Source organism: Myceligenerans salitolerans, from assembly GCF_017349295.1.
In the GTDB taxonomy this organism is placed as follows: Bacteria; Actinomycetota; Actinomycetes; order Actinomycetales; family Cellulomonadaceae; genus Myceligenerans; species Myceligenerans salitolerans.
In genome coordinates this window covers 117,239-136,426 of the sequence record NZ_JAFMPK010000020.1, presented here as the reverse complement: position 1 = coordinate 136,426, position 19,188 = coordinate 117,239, and the positions used below count along the sequence as shown (strand labels likewise).

Genomic DNA, 19,188 nt, shown 5'->3' with positions numbered 1-19,188 from the left:
CGACCGAGAGCGACGAGGGTGCGTACAGCACGTCGTTCTGGGACGGCGCGGGAGCGCTGACGGACGACTTCGGCGACCACGACGACGAACTCGGCGGCGACCTGTGCAACGGGTGCGCCAACTCCTGGAACACGGGCACGGTCCGTGCGTGGCAGGCCATCCTCTTCGCCGAGAGGCTGCTGCCCAAGAGCGGGATCGACGGCCAGTTCGGGCCGAACACCCACGACGCGACCGTCCAGTACCAGAAGAACCACGGGCTGGGCGTGGACGGCAGAGTCGGCCCGGAGACGTGGGGGTACGCCGACGATCGGCTCAGGTGGCTCTCGTACGAGAGGAAGGTCGTCTATTCGGGCGTCGAGGGCACCGTGACGTTCGAGCGCGGCAACAGCGACCACGGCAACCCTGGCGGGAGCGGCGCATACCGCCTGATCCAGTCGTGCACGTGGGGAGACTGCAAGACCTTCGGGAGCACGCGGATCTACCACTAGGGCCCGTGGGCCGTCCCTGGTGCCCGGGCACGGGCGCAGACGAGCGGCGCCCGGACCGCCGCTCTGCCGTGGCCGTCCCGGGCGGGCGAAGGCCTCGTGGCCGGCAGGTCTCGCCTGCTGCCACGAGGCCTTCGTCGCGTGACGGTGTCGAGCCCGTTCCGTCGTCGGCCGATGTGCCGGCTCGGCGCGCGGCGACCCCGCTCGGGGCGCCGCCGCCGGCTCAGCGCGCGGCGACCCGCTCCGCGTGCGTGAGTGCGGCGGCGTCGTCGGCGATCGGCGAGACTCCGCCGCCCAAGGACGGCATCATCGTCGCGAGCTGCGGCTTCCAGCCCTCGTAGCGGTCGGCGAAGCAACGCTCGAGCACACCGAGCATCGCGGAAACGGCGGTGGACGCACCCGGCGAGGCGCCGAGGAGCCCGGCGATCGAGCCGTCCTTCGCGGCGATGACCTCGGTGCCGAACTCCAGCACGCCGCCCTTGCCCTTCACCCACTTGATGACCTGCACACGCTGTCCGGCGGTGATCTTCTCCCAGTCGCCGGGCTTCGCCGTGGGCATGAACTTCTGCAGTTCGTGGAACTTCGTCTCGGGCGCCGCGGCGACCTGGCCCACGAGGTACTGCGTCAGGTCCAGGTTCTTCAGGCCCGCGCCGAGCATGGAGAAGAGGTTGTGGGCGCGCAGGCTGGTGATCAGCCCGAGGTACTTGCCCTTCTTCAGGTACTTCGGCGAGAACCCGGCGTACGGGCCGAACATCAGATAGCTCTTGCCGTCCACCACACGGGTGTCCAGGTGCGGCACGGACATCGGCGGCGCGCCCACCTCTGCCTTGCCGTACACCTTGGCGTCGTGCCGGGCGACGACGTCCGGGCTGGAGGTGCGCAGGAACTCGCCCGAGATGGGGAAGCCGCCGTAGCCCTTGATCTCCTTGATGCCCGCGGCCTGCAGGAGCGGCAGCGCGCCACCGCCCGCACCCACGAACACGAAGCGCGCCGTGACCGTCCGGCCGCGCGTCCCGGCGTTCCACGAGCGATCACGCAGGGAGAGACGCCAGCGGCCGTCGCGCTGCTTCTTCAGCCCCGTGACCTCGTGATGCGTGTGCAGCTCGGCCCCGCGTGCCGTTGCCAGCCCGATGAGCTTGCGGGTGAGGGCACCGAAGTCCACGTCGGTCCCGGCCGCGGCACGGGTCGCGGCGACCGGCTCGTCGGTGTCACGGTCGGTGGTGAGAAGCGGAGCCCACTGCTCGATCACGGTGCGGTCGTCGCTGAACTCCAGGTCCTCGAAGAGGGGGTGCTCACGCAGGGTCTCCCACCGGCGCCGGAGGTAGTCCACGTTCTTCTCACCGCGCACGAACGTCATGTGCGGCGTGACGTTGATGAAGTCTGTGCCTTCCATCAGGCCGGCGGTGAGCAGGTGGTTCCAGAACTCGCGCGAGGTCTCGAACTGTTCGTTGATCTTGACGGCCTTGGAGATGTCGATCGAGCCGTCGGTGCGCTCCGGCGTGTAGTTCAGCTCGCAGAGGGCGGCGTGACCGGTACCGGCGTTGTTCCACGGGTTGGACGACTCCTGGGCGACGTCGTCCAGCCGCTCGTAGATACCGATCCGCCAGCTCGGCTCGAGGACGGACAGCAGGGCGCCGAGCGTGGCACTCATGATGCCGCCGCCGATCAGCGCGACGTCGACGTCGGTCGCGAGGGGCTTCTCAGTGGTGCGCGGAAAGTTCACGCGTTCCACTGTAGGACGCTTGTGAAGAGTGGAACAAAGTTGGTGGTGCAGGTCACAAGGATCAGGCGGTGACGTCGCTCACCACGCCGCGCCGGGCGAGGTGCCGCCTCAGGCCGCGTTCTCCGGCGCGCATCACGCGGGAATGGGCCCAGGCGCACAGGCGCGGGGCCATGCGCGCGGCCAGGGCAGGCCGGCCTCGTGCCGCCGTCACGACCCAGGTGAGGCGGATCTCGCACAGGCCTCCCGGGCGTTCCCTGACCGACACCGCCGCGCCGCCGCGAAGGTCTCCCGACACCCGCAGCTTCGCCCGTCCTGTTCGGCCGGGTCCGGGCGCGCGGGAGTCGAGAAGGTCCAGGCGGAGGCGTAGCACACCGCCCACGGGACTGCGCATCCGCAGCCGGGCCCACGAACCCGCACCGCCGAGCCCGTCGGGTCCGGTGACGACGCCGGCGGACTCCGCGCGCAGGCCCGGCCACCAGGCTGGCCAGGTGAACCCGGGATCGGCGAGCACCTCCCACACCCGTGCGGCCGGTGCCGGGATTCTCCACGCCGTGATCAGCCGGAACGTGCCGGCGGCCGCGCGTGTCAGAAGTAGTCCCGCACGTGAACCTGCCGCCCGGAGAACATCGCGGTCAGGGCCTGATCCCACGTCCGCGGACCCGTCAGGTGCCCCGCCATGCGCAGGTTCCCGGCCGACTGCGCTCCCGCGTACAGGAGCGCCAGACCGTTGGCGGTCAGGACCGGGCGGTCGTGGTGTGCGTCCGCGACCTCGACGGCGTCGCGGTGCACGTGTGCCACACCGCCGGAGACCTCGATGGTCCAGGCTCCGGACAGATCCGCTCGCACTCGGGCGCGGCCGTCCGGGCCCGTGGAGGCGTCGGCCACGGCGAACGGCACCGGGCCTGCCACCGGAGCGAGCCACGCGCCCTCCAGCGCGCGCTCCACGTCGAGGACGCGGAGCATGTACGGGTGCTCGGCGACCCGCCGCACGGTGAGATCCGGCAGCACGAGCCAGGCCGGGTCGAGGCTCGCACCGCTGCCCGACGTCGAGACCCGAGCCGTCCCGACCACGGTCGAGAAGGTGCCGAGCGTGCGCCACAGGGCCCGCGCCGCGTCCGGCGTCAGCGCGATGAGGTCGTCGACCTCCATCACCGTGGTCGCGGGGGAGTCGCCGGTGCCGCGGGTCCAGCTCGCGAAACCCACGACCGTGCCGTCCTCCACCGCGAGCGTGACGCCCGTGTAGTCCTCGACGTACTTCTCCGGTGGCGTCCAGAACGGCTCCTCGGCGCGACTGATCGGAGCGTTCTGCCCGGCCGCCCACGTGCCGTGCACCGCGGTGACCGCCTCGACGTCGGCCGTGGTGGCGCGCCGTGTGACGACGCCCGACGGCGGAGCCGTGCGCGCGACCCGGTCCAGCGGCACGTCGACGTCGTCGAACGAGCCGATGACCTCGTAGCCGAGGCGCCGGTAGATGCCCGGAGCGCTCGGGAACAGCGTCGAGATCGCCTCGCCGCGCTCCCGGGCCTCGTCGAGAGCGGCGTCGAGCACCGCGGACACGAGCCCGGCGCCGCGTCGCTCCGGCTCGACGGCGACACCCGCGATCCCCGCCGTCGGGACACGCCCGCCGTGGAACCAGGACGTGAACCCGTACACCCGCAGCCGGGCGGCCAGCGCGCCGCCGTCGAACACTCCCCATTCGCGGTTCGCCGATGACTCCCACACCTCGCGTGACGGGACGGGCCGCGGGCCGCCGCCGAACGCCTCCGAGCCGAGGCGCTGGTACGCGGGCTGGTCGTCGAACGTGACGCGGCGCACGGTCAAGGTCATGGCCGCGACACTACCGGGGGACGCCGACATCGACGACGCGGCGCGGGCCGCGCGGGGAGAGCCGGGCGATACGCGCAGGCCGCGGGCCCGGGGCGATACTTGCCCCGTGAATCTCCCTGTCGCCTGGTCCGTCCTGCTCGTCGTGACCGCCGGATGGAACCTCCTGATCTGGCCCCGCTTCTGGCAGCGGATCTCCGCCGATCCGCGCTCCCGTGACGCCGACGGCAGGCCCACCCGGTTCCTCGTCGTGCACGCGGTGCTGATCGGGGTCTCGCTGGCGTCGGCTCTCGCGGTCGGCGTGCTCGGGGTCCTGACGCTGCTCTGACGCGGGCCGTACGCGACCCGCCGGTCTTCTGGTTGCTCACCATACCTTGAGGTAGGTATGGTGAGGGGGTGTCCGAGACGAAGACGACTGCCGAGGGTTCGGCCCGCGCCCGGCTCGTCACCGCGGCGCAGGAGCTGTTCGCCGTCCAGGGAGTGGGAGCGACCAGTCCGCGCCAGGTCATGAGAGCCAGCGGGGTGGGGCAGGGCAGCCTGTATCACCACTTCCCGACCAAGCACGACCTCGCGATGGCAGGCGTCGTCGCCACCACCGCCGACGCCCTGGGTCGGGCCCGCGCCGAGCTGACGGGCGGTTCCGCCCCGCTCGACCGCATCAGCGACTACCTCGGCCGACGCCGCGACGCGCTCGCGGGCTGCAAGGTGGGCCGGCTGACGAGCGACCAGGCGGTGATGGACGACGCGGACCTGCACGCCGTCGTCGGCGGCTACTTCTCGGGCCTCCTCGACGAGGTCGCAGCCGCTTTCCGCGAGTCGGGCCTGCCGGACGACGTCGCCCGGGACCGTGCGCACGCTGCCGTCGCCATCGTCCAGGGCGGGTACGTCCTCGCCCGCGCCACCGGCGACCCGGAGGCCATGAGCGCGGCCGTGCGCGGGTTCCTCGGCCTGCTGGCAGACCTCGACCGCCCGTCACGCACGGCCCCGCCGTCCCCGACCCAGGAGTCCTCGCATGTCCGAGCCCATCCCCCTGCGTGATCGGCTGCGCGCGCTGCCGACGTTCCCCCGGCCCGGGCTGCCGGGACTCGATGTCGGCGCCGCTCCGGCGACACCGCACGAGCTGTTCACCACCTGGCTCGACGACGCGATCGATGCCGGCGTCCTCGCTCCGCACGCCGTCGTGCTCTCGACGGCCGACGCAGCCGGGAACGTTCGTGCCCGCACCGTGATCCTCAAGGACGTCACCTCGGACGGCTGGTGGTTCGCGTCGCGGTCGAGCGGGCCCAAAGGGCGGGACCTGGAGGCGAACCCGCACGCGGCGATGACGTTCCTGTGGCCGGTGCTGGGTCGCCAGGTCCGGGTGACCGGGACGGTGTCCGTCGCGGACCCCGCGACGAGCCGCGCGGACTTCCTTGCCCGCCCCGACCTGTCCCGCGCGGCGGGTCTGGTGAACCGGCAGAGCGAGCCGCTCGGCTCACTGGCCGAGTACGACGCCGCGTTCGCCGCGGCGCTGGACGCCGTGACGGCCGATCCCGGGCTCGTCGCGCCCGACTGGACGGCCTTCGCGCTGGCGCCCACCGAGGTGGAGTTCTGGCAGGCGTCCGACGAGGGCCCGCACGTCCGCCTGCTGTACCGCCAGGGCGACACGGACTGGACCACGGGCCTGCTGTGGCCGTGAGCCGGACGGCTCCGCGTCGCGGAGCCACGACCACCACCCGACAGAGCCACGAACACCTGGAGACACGATGACCAGCGAGCCGACCGCCGGAACCGACGCCCAGCCCGCCGACGCGGGAGCCCCGACCGGTACGCGGGCGGATGCCACGCGTGCCGGCTCCTCGACCGAGCACGCACGCACGGACTCGTTCGCCGCGCTCGACGCGCTGGTCGTCGCCGTCCGGGACCTCTCGGAAGAGGCCTGCGGCGAGCCGTCCGCCCTGCCGGGCTGGACGCGCGGTCACGTCCTCGCGCACGTGGACGGTGTGGCTCAGGCGCTCGCACGGCAGGCCGAGTACGCGGCACACGGAAAGCGGATCCAGCCGTACGACGGCGGGGTCGAGGGACGCGACGCCGCCATCGAGGCACGGTCGAGCCGCACCCCGGCGGAGCACGTGGACGCGCTGACCGCTGCCCGCGAGCGTCTCGCCGCCGCGTGGCCGGCGCCGGGCGCACCGCTGTGGGACGCCCCGACGTCGTACCGCGAGGGGCCGGTGAGCGGCTGCCTACTGGCCTGGTGGCGGGAGATCCGCATCCATGCCGTCGACGCGAACGTGGGCCTCGGCTTCGACACGTGGGACGACCGGCTGCGGAAGCACCTGAAGGAGTTCCTCGCGGTCCGGCTGCCCGCCGACGTCGTTCTGGCCGACGGTGATCGGGAGCGCGCAACCTCGTCGCCCGCCACGTCGTCGCCCGCCATGTCGTCGCCCGCCATGTCGTCGCCGGCCACGCCGTCGGAGACGGTCGTCTCGGGTGCACCGGCCGATGTCGTCGCCTGGTTGGCCGGCCGTGCACCGGCTGGTCCGGTCCGCGCGACGCGCGGGTCATCGCAGATCCCGCTCCCGGAGCTGGCTCCCTGGCCGTCGGCGCAGCGCTGAGCGCCGTCGACGAGTCGTGAAGGGGCCGGCCCCGGCCGGTTCCCCGGGGCGCCGGACGTCGCTCAGGCCTGGCCGGCGTCCTCCGCGAAGGCCTCCTTCATCGCCTCCTCGTCCATGTAGGCGACCTCCCAGTGGTGGCCGTCCGGGTCGGCGAAGGCGCGGTTGTACATCCAGCCGTAGTCCTGCGTGTCGTTCGACGCGGTCGCCCCCGCGGCGAGAGCGGCGTCGACGACGTGGTCGACCCCCTCGCGCGAGTCCGCGCCGAGCGCGTTGATCACGCGGACCCCGTCCGTGGCGACCTCGTGCTTCGTGAACCCCTGGAGCTTCTCCCGGGTCATGATCATCACGAAGATGTTGTCGCCGATCACGACGCAGCTGCTGTTCTCGTCACTGAACTGGGGGTTCTTCGTGAAGCCGAGAGCCTCGTAGAAGGCGGTGCTCCGGGCGACGTCGGCGACGGGAAGGTTCACGTAGATCTGGTTGATGGACATCGTTCTGCTCCTGGGTTCGGTGTGTTGTCGTGCGTACACCTGTGTCGACGTGGTGGCGTCCGGAAACTCATCGCTCCCCGTCCTCCTCCGTCGGACCGGGTCGCGGACGTCCGGGCCGACGAGCGTGCGCGGCCGTCGCGTGCCGGCCCCCGGCGTCGTTCTTCACGGCCGCGGCCGATCGATGGGAGAGTTCGGGTCATGGTTGCCTTCATCTCCCATGTCGCGGTGGACTGCCGCGACCCGTACGCCCTGTCCGAGTGGTGGAAGGACGTGCTCGGTTATGCCGAGGACCCGGACGACCCCAACGATCCCGACCACGAGGAGTGCTACATCGAGGACCCCAAGGGCAAGCGGGTCCCGCTGGTGTTCATCAAGGTGCCGGAGGGGAAGACGGTGAAGAACCGGCTGCACTTCGACCTGCGGCCGAAGGCCGGCGAACGCAACGCCGAGTACCAGCGCCTGCTCCGCCTCGGCGCGACCAAGGTGGAGGACCACCGGGGCATCGACGGTCCCGGGACGGGCTGGATCGTGATGGCCGACCCGGAGGGCAACGAGTTCTGCATCCTGAGGAGCGAGGCGGAGCTGGGCTGAGACCTTGCCACGACTTATAAGGTTTGCCTAACCTTGCCTCCATGAGCGGATACAACGGGCGCAGGGCCGTCGCCCCCGAGGTCGTCATGGCGCAGGTCGTGGAGACCAAGCGCGTCACGCCCCACATGATGCGTGTGACGCTCGGCGGAGAGGGGATCGCCCGCCTCACGCTGCAGGGCTACGACCAGTGGTTCCGCCTGTTCATGACGCGCCCGGGCCAGGAGAACCTCAAGCTGCCGACCGCGTCGTCGGGATGGTGGTACGCCCAGTACCTCGCCACTCCGCGCTCGAGGCGGCCGTACGTGCGCAACTACACGATCCGTGCGGCCCGCGAGGAGCTGAACGAGATCGACGTCGACTTCGTGGTCCACGAGGACGAGGACGGCGGCACCGGGCCGGGTGCCGGCTTCGCCACCGGCTGCAGCGCGGGGGAGCAGGTCGGCATCCTCGATCAGGGGATCGGCTACAACCCGCAGCACGACCACGACTGGGTGCTGCTGGTCGCCGACGAGTCCGGCCTGCCCGCCGTGGCAGGCATCTGCGAGTCGCTGCCGGCCGGCCGGCGCGGCCTCGCGATCGTCGAGGTCCCCACGACCGCCGACAAGCAGGACTTCACGGCTCCGCCTGGCATGGAGGTGCGGTGGGTGGTCCGCGACGAGGCGCCCGGCACGACGGCGCAGGACGCCACCGGGCACGACGCCGTCCCGGGCGCGCTGGCGCTGGAGGCGCTGCGCACGGCCGAGTTCCCCGGCGGGGACGTCTACGCGTTCGCGATCGGGGAATCGGCCCTGGCCACGGGTGCGCGCCGGCATCTGGTGAACGACCGGGGGGTGCCGAGGACGCATGTCGACTTCGTCGGCTACTGGAAGCACGGCCGGGCGTCGCAGAGCTGAGCCGCTCTCGCACCGCGACGCTTCGCCGGTGACGGGCTCAGAGGTCGTCCGGGGTGCGGTCCGGGCGCCAGCCGCGCCACACCGGGTGCCGCAGCCGCCCGTCCTGCGTCCAGCCGGCGTGGTCGACCTCGCCGACCAGGACCGGCTCGCACCAGCGGGCGGGGCGGGCGTCCACGGCCGGGACGTCGGCGACCGCGGGCGTCCCGGTTCCGATCTCGTCCAGCCGCCGCGCGATCTCACGACGGTCCTTCTCCGTGAACCCCGTACCGACGCGGCCCGCGAAACGAAGCGCCCCGGGTTCCCCCGGTTCCGCTCCCGTGCCCGGCGAGCCACGGTCCTCGCCGGTGCGCCCGCCGGACAGCCGGGTGGGGACGGCGAGCAGCAGCGCGCCCGCGGTCCTCAGGTCCGGGCGCCCGGTGTCGGCGTGCAGGGGGCGCCAGCCGACGACCACCACCTCCTGCGACTGGACGTGCTTCACCTTGAGCCAGTCGCGCGACCGCCGGCCCGGCACGTACCGTGCCGCCCGCCGCTTTGCCACCACCCCTTCCAGCCGCAGGTCGCGTGAGGCGTCCAGTGCGGCGACGCCCCCGACGTCGAGCACCGGCGGGACGTGGACCAGCGCCCCTGGCGTCACGATCCGTTCCAGCACCTCCCGTCGCCCTGACCAGGGCTCGGCCGTCAGGTCCCGTCCACCCGCCCGCAGGACGTCGAAGAGGAACACCTCCACCCCGACCCGGCGCCGCGCCCGCTCGACGTCCCGTTCCTTGTACAGGTTCGCCCGTTGCTGCAGCCGGCGAAAGCTCGGGCGTCCCTCGGCGTCGACGGCGACCACCTCGCCGTCCAGCACCGCCGGCAGGTCCTGCGGCCGGACCGCGTCCGCGAGTGCGCGCAGCTCCGGGAACGTCGCGGTCATGTCGAGTCCCGCACGGCTCACCAGACCGACCTCGCCCGCGGACCCGAGGTGCGCGAGCACGCGGAACCCGTCCCATTTCATCTCGAACGCCCAGTCGGCCGATGCCAGGCGCGGCAGTGCGCGCGGGTCCGCGGAGGTGGCCAGCATGGGGCGGAGCCCGGTCGCGGACGGCAGCTCGGGCAGCTCGGCAGGACTCGGGGCCGCGTCCGGCTGCGACGACCCGGCAGGCTCCGGGGCCTCCGCAGGCTTCAGGGGTGTGGCGCGTTCCGGCGACCCCGCGGGTCCCGGGGTCTCGGGCGGTGCGACACCCGCGGGTGGGGCCGCCGTCTCGTGCGGCTGCTTCTTCGTGAGATGGATGAGCCACTGGTTCGGGTCGCCCGACCCGCGTCCACCCGTCCGGATCAGCGCCAGCCGCCGTGTGCCCCGGCGCTCGCTGTGCAGCACGGCGATGACCTCGTCGTCGCGCCACTTCTCCAGCTCGTACGTGCCGGAGTCCCAGATCGAGACCTCGCCCGCGCCGTACTCGCCCCGTGGGATCGTGCCTTCGAACGCGCCGTACTCCAGCGGGTGGTCCTCGGTCTGGATCGCGAGATGGTTGCGGCCCGGGTCGGTGGGCTCGCCGCGCGGCAGCGCCCAGGAGACCAGCACGCCGTCGCGCTCCAGCCGGAAGTCCCAGTGCAGGCGCGTGGCATGGTGCTCCTGGATCACGTACGACGGCGACCGGGCGGCGTCCGTCGCGGACCGCTCGCCGAACGGCTCCGGCGTGCGCCCCGGGTCGCGCTTGGCGCGGTACTCGGCGAGCCGGGACCACGCCGCCATGCGCTCCGCGGTCGGTTCCAGGGTCGTGTAGTGACCGCGCAGCAGCGGTGCGAGCAGGTCGCCGTCCGCCGCCACGCGCGCGGTCACCTCGTGGATGTCGAGCTGCCGCAGCCCGGGATCCTCCAGCTCCGCCCAGGTCCGGGGCGCGGCGACCCAGGGGCGCTCACGGCCGCGGGGGGAGTAGGGCGCGATCGTCGTCTTGGCACCGTTGTTCTGCGACCAGTCGACGAAGACCTTTCCGGCGCGTAGGGACTTCTTCATGTCGCTCACGACGAGGTCGGGGTGCTCGGCCTCGAGGTGCCGGGCCAGCTCGCGGGCGACGGCGGTCACCTGGTCCGACGTCGGCGCGGTTCCGGACCCGGATCCGCCGTCGTCCGGCGGGCCGTGGCGCTCGAGCGCCGCGTAGAGATGGATGCCCTTCGAACCGCTGGTCACGGGAAGCGGTTCGAGGTCCATCCCGACGAGGACCTCACGTGCCCAGCGGGCCACCTGTGCGCACTCGGCCAGCCCGGCGCCGGGCCCGGGGTCGAGGTCGAGGACGAGGCGGTCGGGCGGGAGCCTCGTACCGGTGCGGCCGACACGCCACTGCGGGGTGTGGATCTCCAGCGTGGCGGTCTGGCCGAGCCAGACCAGGGTGGCGACGTCGTCGACCAGGACGTACTCGTTGACCGTGGTCTTGTGCCGGATCTCGTGGAGCGCCACCCAGGAGGGCGTCCCCGGGCCCGCGTTCTTCTGGAAGAACGACTCCCCGTCGATGCCGTCGGGCCAGCGCTTGCGCGTGGTGGTGCGGCGTGTGACGTGCGGGAGCATGGCCGGGGCGAGTTCGGCGAGATAGTGCAGGATCTCGCCCTTCGTGGTGCCCGTCGCCGGGTACAGGACCTTGTCGAGATTGGACAGTCGCAGGCGCCGGCCGTCCACGGTGACGGTGGTGTCACCGGGTCGCGGTTCCGACGCGGAAATTCCGGCCATGTCCTCATGGTCGGCACGTGCGACGAGATTCACATCTCGACGCACCGTGATCGTTGCCTGACCTTTACCTTCTGGTGGGGTGTCGGGGTCTAGGCTCGTCGCCCGTGAACTCGTCAGAACGCCATGCCGTTGTCGTCGCGGACATCGCGCACCGTCGGCCGGACCGCCTCACGATGTACGGGGCCCAGTGGTGCCGGGACTGCCGCCGGTCCAAGGCCGTGCTCGACATCCGCCGCGTCGATTTCGACTACGTCGACCTGGAGGGCGACCCCACCCGCGCCTGCGAGGCCGAGGACATCTCCGGTCGCAAGACCATCCCCGTGATCGTCTTCCCGGACGGTTCCCACCTCGTGGAGCCGACCAACGCGGAACTCGCCGCACACCTGGACCACCGGGGCCTCTGACCTCGTCTTCTCGCGTTCCCGGCCGATCGGGCGCACCATCGTGGTATGCGCGCAATCTGGAAGGGCGCCGTCACCTTCGGGCTCGTGAACGTCCCGGTCAAGCTCTACAGCGCGACCGAGGACCACGACGTGCCCCTGCACCAGGTGCACGACGCCGACGGCGGGCGTATCCGGTATCGCCGGGTCTGCGAGCTCGACGGCGAGGAGGTCTCGTACGAGCACATCGACCGCGCCTATGACGACGGAGAGCACACGGTGGTCATCTCGCGCGAGGACCTCGCGAAGCTGCCGGCCGAGAAGGACCGCGAGATCGGCGTCGTCGAGTTCGTCCCGAGCGACCAGATCGACCCGATCATGCTCGACAAGACGTACTACCTCGAACCCGACTCCAAGTCGACGAAGGCGTACGTGCTGCTGCGGCGCACCCTCGAGGAGACCGACCGCACGGCCGTCGTGAAGTTCGCGCTGCGGCAGCGTACGCGGCTCGCCGCCCTGCGGGTGCGGGACGAGGTGCTGGTACTGCAGACCCTGTTGTGGGCCGACGAGATCCGCGAGGCGTCGTTCGGTTCCCTCGACGAGCCGGCCGCCGTGACCGACCAGGAACTGGCGATGTCGGCACAGCTCGTGTCGAGCTTCGAGTCGGACTTCGCGCCGCACGACTACACCGACGACTACCAGGCCCAGCTCCGCGCGCTCATCGACGCCAAGATCGAGCAGGGCGACGTCATCGACACGGAGGCCACGTTCGGCGAGTCCGACGCCGAGCAGGAGGAGGGCGGCAAGGTCATCGACCTCATGGAGGCCCTCAAGCGCAGCGTGGACGAGGCCAAGAAGGAGCGCCGCACGGGCTGACACGGGTGGCACGAGCGGGGGTCCGCCCGGCATAGGGTTGTCGCGATGCCTGCTCACAACCACCTGCCGTCCCGCTGGGCGCGGTGGACCGTCGCCGTGGTGGCCACCGTGCTGGTGTGCGCCGCCTTCGGCGCGACGACCGCCCGTGCCGAGCTCAGCCTCGGTCCCCACCAGGCGCTCTACGAGGTCACGGGTGACTCGCACCTCGTGATCGATCTCGGGCCCCTGGGCCGGATCGTCTCGTCCTCGCCGCTGCCCCTCGGGCTCGGCGTGTCCGTCACCGTGCAGGAGATCCCGGCCGATCTGACCGCCGTCGGCGCGTCCCGGACGCTCGAGGCGATGAGCCGTGACCTCGACGCCTACCTGCAGTTCTTCGACACGCCCGACCAGACGGTCCAGACGGTGTCCCGGGCGCTCGTCGAGGACGCGGCGACCCGCACCGTGGTGGCGTTCGGGATCGTCGTACTGGCCTGTCTCGCCGTCCGGGCGGCGCTCGGCGCGCGGCGGCGGGACGAGCTCACGGCGATGATCGCGCCACGCACCTGGCAGATCGTCGGCACGGCGACGCTCGTGGTCTTCGTGTGGGCGACGTCCACGGGCAGCGTCCCGGTGCGCCGGACCACCGAACCCGCCGAGGCCTCGATGGTGTTCGCCGGGACGGCGCTGGAGGGCGCGACGTTCACCGGCCGCCTCGCTCGTGTGATCGACACGTACTCCGGTCAGCTCGTCGGCCTGTACCGGAACAACTCCGGCTACTACACCACCGCCCGGGAGAACCTCGAGGTCGCGTGGGACGAGGCCGACGCCCGGGAACGCGCGGCGTCCGTCGAGACGGGGACGGCGGCCGGGACCGGCGTCGGCGACGGGGGCGCCACGGAGCCGGACGCCACGGAGCCGACCGGCCCCCCGGAGCCACCGCCGGACACCCTGACCGTCCTGCTCGTCTCCGACCTGCACTGCAACACCGGGATGACGCCGCTGCTCCGCACCGCCGTCGCCCGGTCCGGGGCGGACATCATGCTCAACGCGGGCGACACCACGATCAACGGGACCGGCGTCGAGAACGTGTGCGTCGACTCGTTCGCGACGGCCGTGCCCGACGACGTGCCGTTCGTCGTCGCGGACGGCAACCACGACTCGGTGCTGACGTCGGCGGCCGAGCGCTCCCAGGGGCAGATCGTGCTCGACGGCGACGTCGTCGAGGTGGGCGGCCTGCGCATCCTGGGGGACCGGGACCCGCTGGAGACCCGGATCGGCGGCGGGACCACGGCCGTCCGCGAGGAGACACCCGCCGAGGCGGGCGAGCGGTTGCGGGACGTCGCGTGCGAGGCGCGCGACGTCGGCGAGCGGATCGACGTCCTGCTCGTGCACACTCCCGCCGTCGGCGACGCCGGCCTGCGTTCGGGTTGCGTGCCGTTCCAGCTCAGTGGCCACATGCACAAGCGAATCGGCCCCGACGCGATCGGCTACGGCCTCCGGTACGTGAACAGCACGACCGGGGGCGCGAGCCTCGGCAAGCTGTCGGTCGGCCCGCTCCAGTACCCGTCCTCGATGACCGTCCTACGGTTCGACACCGTCTCGCGGTCGTTCACGCAACTGCGAGAGGTCGTCGTGGATCCCGACCAGTCCGTCACGGTGGGTGACTGGGAATCGATGCCGCCCTCCTGGCCTCTCCCGGGCACGGAGCCGGCGCGGCCTGGCGAACCCCACTGACCGGCGGGTCCGGCCGGGCCGATAGGCTCGGAAGCGTGAACTCCTCCGTCCCGACCGTGCCCGCCGAGCTGACACCCGTGGCGCAGGACTATCTGAAAGCGGTCTGGTCGGAGCAGGAGTGGTCGACGAAGAAGGTCACCTCGAAGCAGCTCTCGGACCGGCTCGGGGTCGGCGCCTCGACCGTGTCCGAGACGGTCCGCCGGCTCTGTGACCAGGGTCTGCTCCATCACGCACCGTACGGTGCGGTGGAGCTGACCGAGTCGGGGCGCCGGCTCGCGCTGCAGATGGTGCGTCGCCACCGGCTGCTCGAGACCTTCCTGGTCAGCGAGCTCGGCTACGGCTGGGACGAGGTGCACGACGAGGCGGAGGTGCTGGAGCACGCCGTCAGCGACCTGCTGGTGGAGCGTCTGGACGCGCGGCTCGGGCGTCCCGGTCGTGACCCGCACGGCGATCCGATCCCCACTGCCGACGGAACCGTCGTGCGGCCGGACGCGACGCCGATGTCGGACATGGCGGCCGGGGAGTCCGGTGTCGTCGTGCGGATCTCCGACGCCGACCCGGAAGCTCTGCGGTACCTCGACGAGATCGGTCTCGGGCTCGACGCACGGGTGTCGGTGACGACCCGCCGTGAGTTCGCCGGGACCCTGCACGTGGAGTGGACGACGCCGGGGGAGGAGCCCGGCGGCGGCACGCGGTCGGGGGCCGTGACCGGCGCGACCGACCTGGGCCTGCTGGCCGCGTCCCGGGTGTGGGTCGACCGGGACTGAGCCGGTCGCCCGGTTCTTTCTCAGCAAGGGTTCAGGGTGGCGCAGTATGTTGATTTTGTGAACGAGAAGACCGCGGCGGCCGTGGCGTCGTCGGACAACGATGCACCGGACGGCCTGGACGCCGACGAACTCGCCGCCGTGCCCCGTCCGAAGCCACTCGGCGAACGGACGATCGCGCTCCTTCTCCTGGGGCTGGGGGCGATCGGGTTCGTCGCGTCGTTCGCTCTCGCCTGGGAGAAGTACCTCGGGTTCATCAATTCCGACCGTGCCGCGTCCTGTTCGCTGAACCTGTTCGTGACCTGCACGGCGGCCATGGACTCGTGGCAGGGGGCGCTGCTCGGCTTCCCGAACCCCTACCTCGGCGTCGCGGCCTTCCCCGTGGTGATCACCACGGGCGTCGTCCTGCTCACCGGGGCACGGCTGCCGCGGTGGTACTGGACCTCGCTGCTGGTCGGCACGCTGCTCGGGCAGGCGCTCGTGTTCTTCCTGATGTGGACGAGCTTCTACGCCATCGTCGCGCTGTGCCCGTACTGCATGGTCGTGTGGACGATCATGTGGCCGCTGCTGTGGTATCAGATCGTGCGCGGGGCGCAGACCGGCGACCTGCCGATGGGTGCCGGGCTCCGGGACGCGCTGGTCGCGAACCGCACGGTCATCCTTGTCATCGGCTACGTCCTCGCGGTCGGCTGGCTGCTCCTGGCCGTGGGCGGCGACCTGGTCCGCTCCTTCTGACTCTGCCGAGCGGTCGGCAGGTCGTCGAGCGGTCGGTCCGATGTCGGTGCGGTCGGTCGCCTGAGGGACCGACCGCTCGACGTCGGACCGACCGCTCGCGACATCGGACCGACCGCTTGCCGCCGTCCGGGGCCGCCTGGCATCCTGGGCGGGTGAGGTCCATCCGCTCGCTGCTTATGTAGCCGCACCGGTTCCGCCCCGTGATCGGGCACACCCGGTGCGGCAGCCCCCGTGCGCTCCTCGGAGCGCGGGGGCTTCTTCGTGCCCGGAACCCGATCTCGCAGATGGAGCCGCGACCATGACCGACACGATGTCCCCCGGTGCCGCCGAGAGCCCGGCGAGCCCGGTCACCGGCCGGGCGCCCTCCGGCCCAGGACCGGTCACGAGCCCGATCACCGGCCGGCCCGGGGCCGAGCCCGGCTCGGTCGGTAGAATCCCGCGGGTGACGACCCCCGCCGCTGAACGCACCACGAGTACGCCCGAAGGTCCCCGCTACCGCTACACCCCGGCACTCGCGCAGGAGATCGAGCTGCGCTGGCAGGACCGGTGGGAGGAGCGCGGCACGTTCCACGCCGCGAACCCGTCGGGCGCCCTGACGGGGCCCGACGGCGCGAACGCCTCGGGCAGTCCGTACTTCATCATGGACATGTTCCCGTACCCCTCGGGCGCGGGCCTGCACGTGGGGCATCCGCTGGGCTTCATCGCCACCGACGTGGTGGGCCGGTTCCGGCGCATGTGCGGCGACAACGTGCTGCACACGATGGGCTTCGACGCCTTCGGTCTGCCCGCCGAGCAGTACGCGGTGGCCACGGGCGAACACCCCCGCGGGGTGACGGAACGGAACATGGTCACCTACCGGCGCCAGCTGCGCCGGGCCGGCCTGGCGCACGACCAGCGCCGCTCGTTCGCCACGATCGATCCCGAGTACGTGCGCTGGACGCAGTGGATCTTCCTGCAGATCTTCGACTCCTGGTACGACGCCGACGCCGAGCCGGCCGGCACCGATCCCGACCGACGACGAGGCCGCGCCCGCCGGATCTCCGAGCTGCGCGACGAACTGGCCGCGGGTACGCGCCCCGTACCCGGCCACGACGGCGACAACACCGGCGGTGCGGTCTGGGCCGCGCTGAGCGAGGGCGAACGGCGCGACGTCCTCGACGCACAGCGCCTGGCCTACGTCGACTCCTCACCGGTGAACTGGTGCCCGGGCCTGGGGACGGTTCTGGCGAACGAGGAGGTCACGAGCGAGGGCCGGTCCGAGCGTGGCAACTTCCCGGTGTTCACCAAGAACCTGCGCCAGTGGAAGATGCGCATCACCGCCTACGCGGACCGCCTGACGGACGACCTGGAGCTGATCGACTGGCCGGACAAGGTCAAGGCGATGCAGCGCAACTGGATCGGCCGCTCGCACGGCGCGCACGTGCGCTTCGACGTCGTCGGCACGTCCGACAACGACGCCGCCGGCGCGGGCGAGGCGATCGAGGTCTTCACCACCCGACCGGACACGCTGTTCGGCGCGACCTTCATGGTCGTCGCGCCCGAGCACCCGCTGCTGGACGAGGTGCCGGCCGCCTGGCCCGACGGCACGAAGAGCGTCTGGACCGGCGGGCACGAGAGCCCTGCCGCGGCCGTGGCCGCGTACCGCAGGGAGGCGTCGGGCAAGAGCGCGGTCGAGCGCCAGGCCGACGCGGGCAAGAAGACCGGTGTCTTCACCGGCCACCTGGCCGTCAACCCGGTGACCGGCACGCACGTCCCGGTCTTCACGGCGGACTACGTCCTGATGGGGTACGGCACGGGCGCCATCATGGCCGTCCCCGGCGGTGACGAGCGCGACTACGACTTCGCGCGCGCGTACGACCTGCCGGTGGTCCACACCGTCGCTCCCGACGGCGGTCTGCCGGACGGCTTCGAGGGGGCCTACGCCGGTGAGGGCGTCGCGATCAACTCGTCCAACGACGCGCTGAGCCTGGACGGGCTGGGCGTCGACGAGGCGAAGGCCAGGATCATCGCCTGGCTGAGCGAGAACGGCGTCGGGCAGGGCACCACCACGTACCGTCTGAACGACTGGCTGTTCTCGCGGCAGCGGTACTGGGGCGAGCCGTTCCCGGTCGTGTGGGACGAGGACGACCGGCCGGTCGCGATCCCGGACAGCATGCTGCCGGTCGACCTGCCGGACGTGCCCGACTACGCGCCGCGCACCTTCGAGCCCGACGACGTCCACTCCGAACCGGAGGCGCCGCTGGGCCGCAACGAGGACTGGGTGAACGTGACCCTGGACCTGGGGGACGGCCCGCGGCGGTACCGCCGCGACACGAACACCATGCCCAACTGGGCGGGTTCCTGCTGGTACTACCTGCGCTACCTGGACCCGACCGACACGGAGCACGCCGTCGACCCGGCGCTGGAGAAGTACTGGATGGGGCCGCGGCACAACGCGACGTCCGGCCCGGCGGGCGGCGTCGACCTGTACGTCGGCGGCGTGGAGCACGCCGTGCTGCACCTGCTGTACGCGCGGTTCTGGCACAAGGTCCTGTTCGACCTGGGCTACGTGTCGTCGTCGGAGCCGTTCGGCAGGCTGTTCAACCAGGGCTACATCCAGGCGTACGCGTACACCGACTCGCGCGGCGCGTACGTGCCCGCCGAGGAGGTCACCGAGGAGACGGCGCCGGACGGGCAGACCACCTACTTCTGGCAGGGGCAGCCCGTCAACCGCGAGTACGGGAAGATCGGCAAGTCGCTGAAGAACGTCGTCTCGCCGGACGACATGTACGAGGCCTACGGCGCCGACACGTTCCGCCTGTACGAGATGTCGATGGGGCCGCTGGACCAGTCGCGTCCGTGGAACACCCGCGACGTCGTCGGCTCGCAGCGGTTCCTGCAGCGGCTGTGGCGCAACGTCGTATCCGAGGAGACCGGCGAGGTCACCGTGACCGACGACGCCCCCGACGCCGCCACCCTGCGCGTGCTGCACCGCACCATCGCGGACGTGCGCACCGAGATGGAGGGCATGCGCCCCAACACGGCGATCGCCAAGCTGATCACGCTGAACAACCACCTGACCGGCCTGGACGGCGTGCCGCGCGCGGCCGTGGAGCCGCTGGTCCTGATGACGGCGCCCGTGGCGCCGCACATCGCCGAGGAGCTGTGGGAGAAGCTGGGGCACACCGAGTCCCTGGCCCACGAGCCCTTCCCGGAGGCGGACGAGGCGTACCTGGTGGCCGAGACCGTGACCTGCGTGGTCCAGGTCAAGGGCAAGGTGCGCGCCAAGATGGAGGTCGCGCCGGACATCTCCGAGGAGGACCTGCAGGCGGCGGCACTGGCGGAGCCGAACGTGGTCCGCTTCCTGGACGGTGCCGGCGTCCGGAAGGTGATCGTCCGCGCACCCAAGCTGGTCAACATCGTTCCGGCCTGACAACGC

General features: G+C 71.8%; 18 protein-coding genes. 13 read left to right on the top strand and 5 right to left on the bottom strand.

The window, feature by feature from the left end; translation table 11 throughout:
* Nucleotides 1-488: peptidoglycan-binding domain-containing protein (locus tag J0911_RS03635; RefSeq protein ID WP_207274093.1), on the top strand; the 488-nt coding region annotated here is incomplete at its 5' end.
* Between the two features lie 220 nt (nt 489-708).
* Here the strand turns inward: J0911_RS03635 and mqo are convergent.
* The 3 genes from mqo to J0911_RS03620 form a co-directional block, all read right to left on the bottom strand.
* A complete protein-coding gene (gene mqo / locus J0911_RS03630) occupies nt 709-2,208 on the bottom strand; it encodes a malate dehydrogenase (quinone) (RefSeq protein ID WP_307864889.1) in 1,500 nt (499 codons plus the stop codon).
* A 61-nt stretch (nt 2,209-2,269) separates the two neighbouring features.
* Nucleotides 2,270-2,857: an SRPBCC family protein gene (locus J0911_RS03625; protein ID WP_372434809.1), complete on the bottom strand. Its 588-nt coding sequence runs from the start codon at nt 2,855-2,857 to the stop codon at nt 2,270-2,272.
* The gene (locus J0911_RS03620; RefSeq protein ID WP_207274091.1) at nt 2,794-4,035 is read right to left on the bottom strand and encodes a GNAT family N-acetyltransferase; all 1,242 of its coding nucleotides are present in this window, start codon (nt 4,033-4,035) and stop codon (nt 2,794-2,796) included. The genes J0911_RS03625 and J0911_RS03620 overlap by 64 nt, the downstream gene beginning before the upstream one ends.
* A gap of 106 nt (nt 4,036-4,141) precedes the next feature.
* Here J0911_RS03620 and J0911_RS03615 point away from each other — a divergent pair, with 106 nt between their 5' ends.
* From J0911_RS03615 to J0911_RS03600, 4 genes are all read left to right on the top strand, one after another.
* Complete coding sequence (locus J0911_RS03615) at nt 4,142-4,360, top strand: SCO4848 family membrane protein (RefSeq protein ID WP_207274090.1); 219 nt, start codon at nt 4,142-4,144, stop codon at nt 4,358-4,360.
* A 68-nt stretch (nt 4,361-4,428) separates the two neighbouring features.
* Complete coding sequence (locus tag J0911_RS03610) at nt 4,429-5,070, top strand: TetR/AcrR family transcriptional regulator (RefSeq protein ID WP_207274089.1); 642 nt, start codon at nt 4,429-4,431, stop codon at nt 5,068-5,070.
* Nucleotides 5,045-5,710, top strand: a complete 666-nt coding sequence (locus tag J0911_RS03605; RefSeq protein ID WP_242636223.1) for a pyridoxine/pyridoxamine 5'-phosphate oxidase — start codon at nt 5,045-5,047, stop codon at nt 5,708-5,710. The genes J0911_RS03610 and J0911_RS03605 overlap by 26 nt, the downstream gene beginning before the upstream one ends.
* A gap of 67 nt (nt 5,711-5,777) precedes the next feature.
* A complete protein-coding gene (locus J0911_RS03600; RefSeq protein ID WP_207274088.1) occupies nt 5,778-6,626 on the top strand; it encodes a maleylpyruvate isomerase family mycothiol-dependent enzyme in 849 nt (282 codons plus the stop codon).
* 62 nt (nt 6,627-6,688) lie between these two features.
* Here J0911_RS03600 and J0911_RS03595 read toward each other — a convergent pair whose 3' ends face one another.
* Nucleotides 6,689-7,117: a VOC family protein gene (locus tag J0911_RS03595; protein WP_207274087.1), complete on the bottom strand. Its 429-nt coding sequence runs from the start codon at nt 7,115-7,117 to the stop codon at nt 6,689-6,691.
* Nucleotides 7,118-7,315: 198 nt separating this feature from the next.
* Here J0911_RS03595 and J0911_RS03590 point away from each other — a divergent pair, with 198 nt between their 5' ends.
* Complete coding sequence (locus J0911_RS03590; RefSeq protein ID WP_207274086.1) at nt 7,316-7,708, top strand: VOC family protein; 393 nt, start codon at nt 7,316-7,318, stop codon at nt 7,706-7,708.
* A 41-nt stretch (nt 7,709-7,749) separates the two neighbouring features.
* Nucleotides 7,750-8,601 carry a siderophore-interacting protein gene (locus J0911_RS03585; RefSeq protein ID WP_242636222.1) on the top strand — a complete coding sequence of 284 codons (852 nt, stop codon included), beginning with the start codon at nt 7,750-7,752 and terminating at the stop codon, nt 8,599-8,601.
* A gap of 37 nt (nt 8,602-8,638) precedes the next feature.
* Here the strand turns inward: J0911_RS03585 and J0911_RS03580 are convergent, their stop codons facing one another.
* Nucleotides 8,639-11,302: an ATP-dependent DNA ligase gene (locus J0911_RS03580; protein WP_207274085.1), complete on the bottom strand. Its 2,664-nt coding sequence runs from the start codon at nt 11,300-11,302 to the stop codon at nt 8,639-8,641.
* 173 nt (nt 11,303-11,475) lie between these two features.
* Between J0911_RS03580 and J0911_RS03575 the strand changes: the two genes are divergently transcribed.
* The 6 genes from J0911_RS03575 to leuS all read left to right on the top strand — a co-directional run bounded on the left by J0911_RS03575 (nt 11,476) and on the right by leuS (nt 19,182).
* Nucleotides 11,476-11,706, top strand: a complete 231-nt coding sequence (locus J0911_RS03575) for a glutaredoxin family protein (protein ID WP_207274108.1) — start codon at nt 11,476-11,478, stop codon at nt 11,704-11,706.
* 45 nt (nt 11,707-11,751) lie between these two features.
* Nucleotides 11,752-12,558 (top strand): non-homologous end joining protein Ku, encoded by an 807-nt coding sequence (ku, locus tag J0911_RS03570; protein ID WP_207274084.1) that lies wholly within the window; start codon nt 11,752-11,754, stop codon nt 12,556-12,558.
* Nucleotides 12,559-12,603: 45 nt separating this feature from the next.
* On the top strand, nt 12,604-14,271 hold the full coding sequence (locus J0911_RS03565; protein ID WP_207274083.1) for a metallophosphoesterase family protein: 1,668 nt from the start codon (nt 12,604-12,606) through the stop codon (nt 14,269-14,271).
* Between the two features lie 35 nt (nt 14,272-14,306).
* Nucleotides 14,307-15,038, top strand: coding sequence for a metal-dependent transcriptional regulator (locus tag J0911_RS03560; protein ID WP_307864888.1), 732 nt, complete (start codon nt 14,307-14,309; stop codon nt 15,036-15,038).
* Between the two features lie 57 nt (nt 15,039-15,095).
* Complete coding sequence (locus tag J0911_RS03555; RefSeq protein WP_307864887.1) at nt 15,096-15,770, top strand: vitamin K epoxide reductase family protein; 675 nt, start codon at nt 15,096-15,098, stop codon at nt 15,768-15,770.
* Between the two features lie 298 nt (nt 15,771-16,068).
* Nucleotides 16,069-19,182: a leucine--tRNA ligase gene (gene leuS, locus J0911_RS03550; RefSeq protein ID WP_242636221.1), complete on the top strand. Its 3,114-nt coding sequence runs from the start codon at nt 16,069-16,071 to the stop codon at nt 19,180-19,182.
* Nucleotides 19,183-19,188: the final 6 nt, after the last annotated feature.

Bases quoted from the DNA above. Each gene is read 5' to 3' on its own strand.
- J0911_RS03590 (WP_207274086.1), top strand. From the start codon at position 7,316: ATGGTTGCCTTCATCTCCCATGTCGCGGTGGACTGCCGCGACCCGTAC.
- J0911_RS03595 (WP_207274087.1), bottom strand. From the start codon at position 7,117: ATGTCCATCAACCAGATCTACGTGAACCTTCCCGTCGCCGACGTCGCC.
- J0911_RS03580 (WP_207274085.1), bottom strand. From the start codon at position 11,302: ATGGCCGGAATTTCCGCGTCGGAACCGCGACCCGGTGACACCACCGTC.
- J0911_RS03620 (WP_207274091.1), bottom strand. From the start codon at position 4,035: ATGACCTTGACCGTGCGCCGCGTCACGTTCGACGACCAGCCCGCGTAC.
- J0911_RS03600 (WP_207274088.1), top strand. From the start codon at position 5,778: ATGACCAGCGAGCCGACCGCCGGAACCGACGCCCAGCCCGCCGACGCG.
- J0911_RS03585 (WP_242636222.1), top strand. From the start codon at position 7,750: ATGAGCGGATACAACGGGCGCAGGGCCGTCGCCCCCGAGGTCGTCATG.
- leuS (WP_242636221.1), top strand. From the start codon at position 16,069: ATGACCGACACGATGTCCCCCGGTGCCGCCGAGAGCCCGGCGAGCCCG.
- J0911_RS03575 (WP_207274108.1), top strand. From the start codon at position 11,476: ATGTACGGGGCCCAGTGGTGCCGGGACTGCCGCCGGTCCAAGGCCGTG.
- J0911_RS03565 (WP_207274083.1), top strand. From the start codon at position 12,604: ATGCCTGCTCACAACCACCTGCCGTCCCGCTGGGCGCGGTGGACCGTC.
- J0911_RS03605 (WP_242636223.1), top strand. From the start codon at position 5,045: ATGTCCGAGCCCATCCCCCTGCGTGATCGGCTGCGCGCGCTGCCGACG.
- ku (WP_207274084.1), top strand. From the start codon at position 11,752: ATGCGCGCAATCTGGAAGGGCGCCGTCACCTTCGGGCTCGTGAACGTC.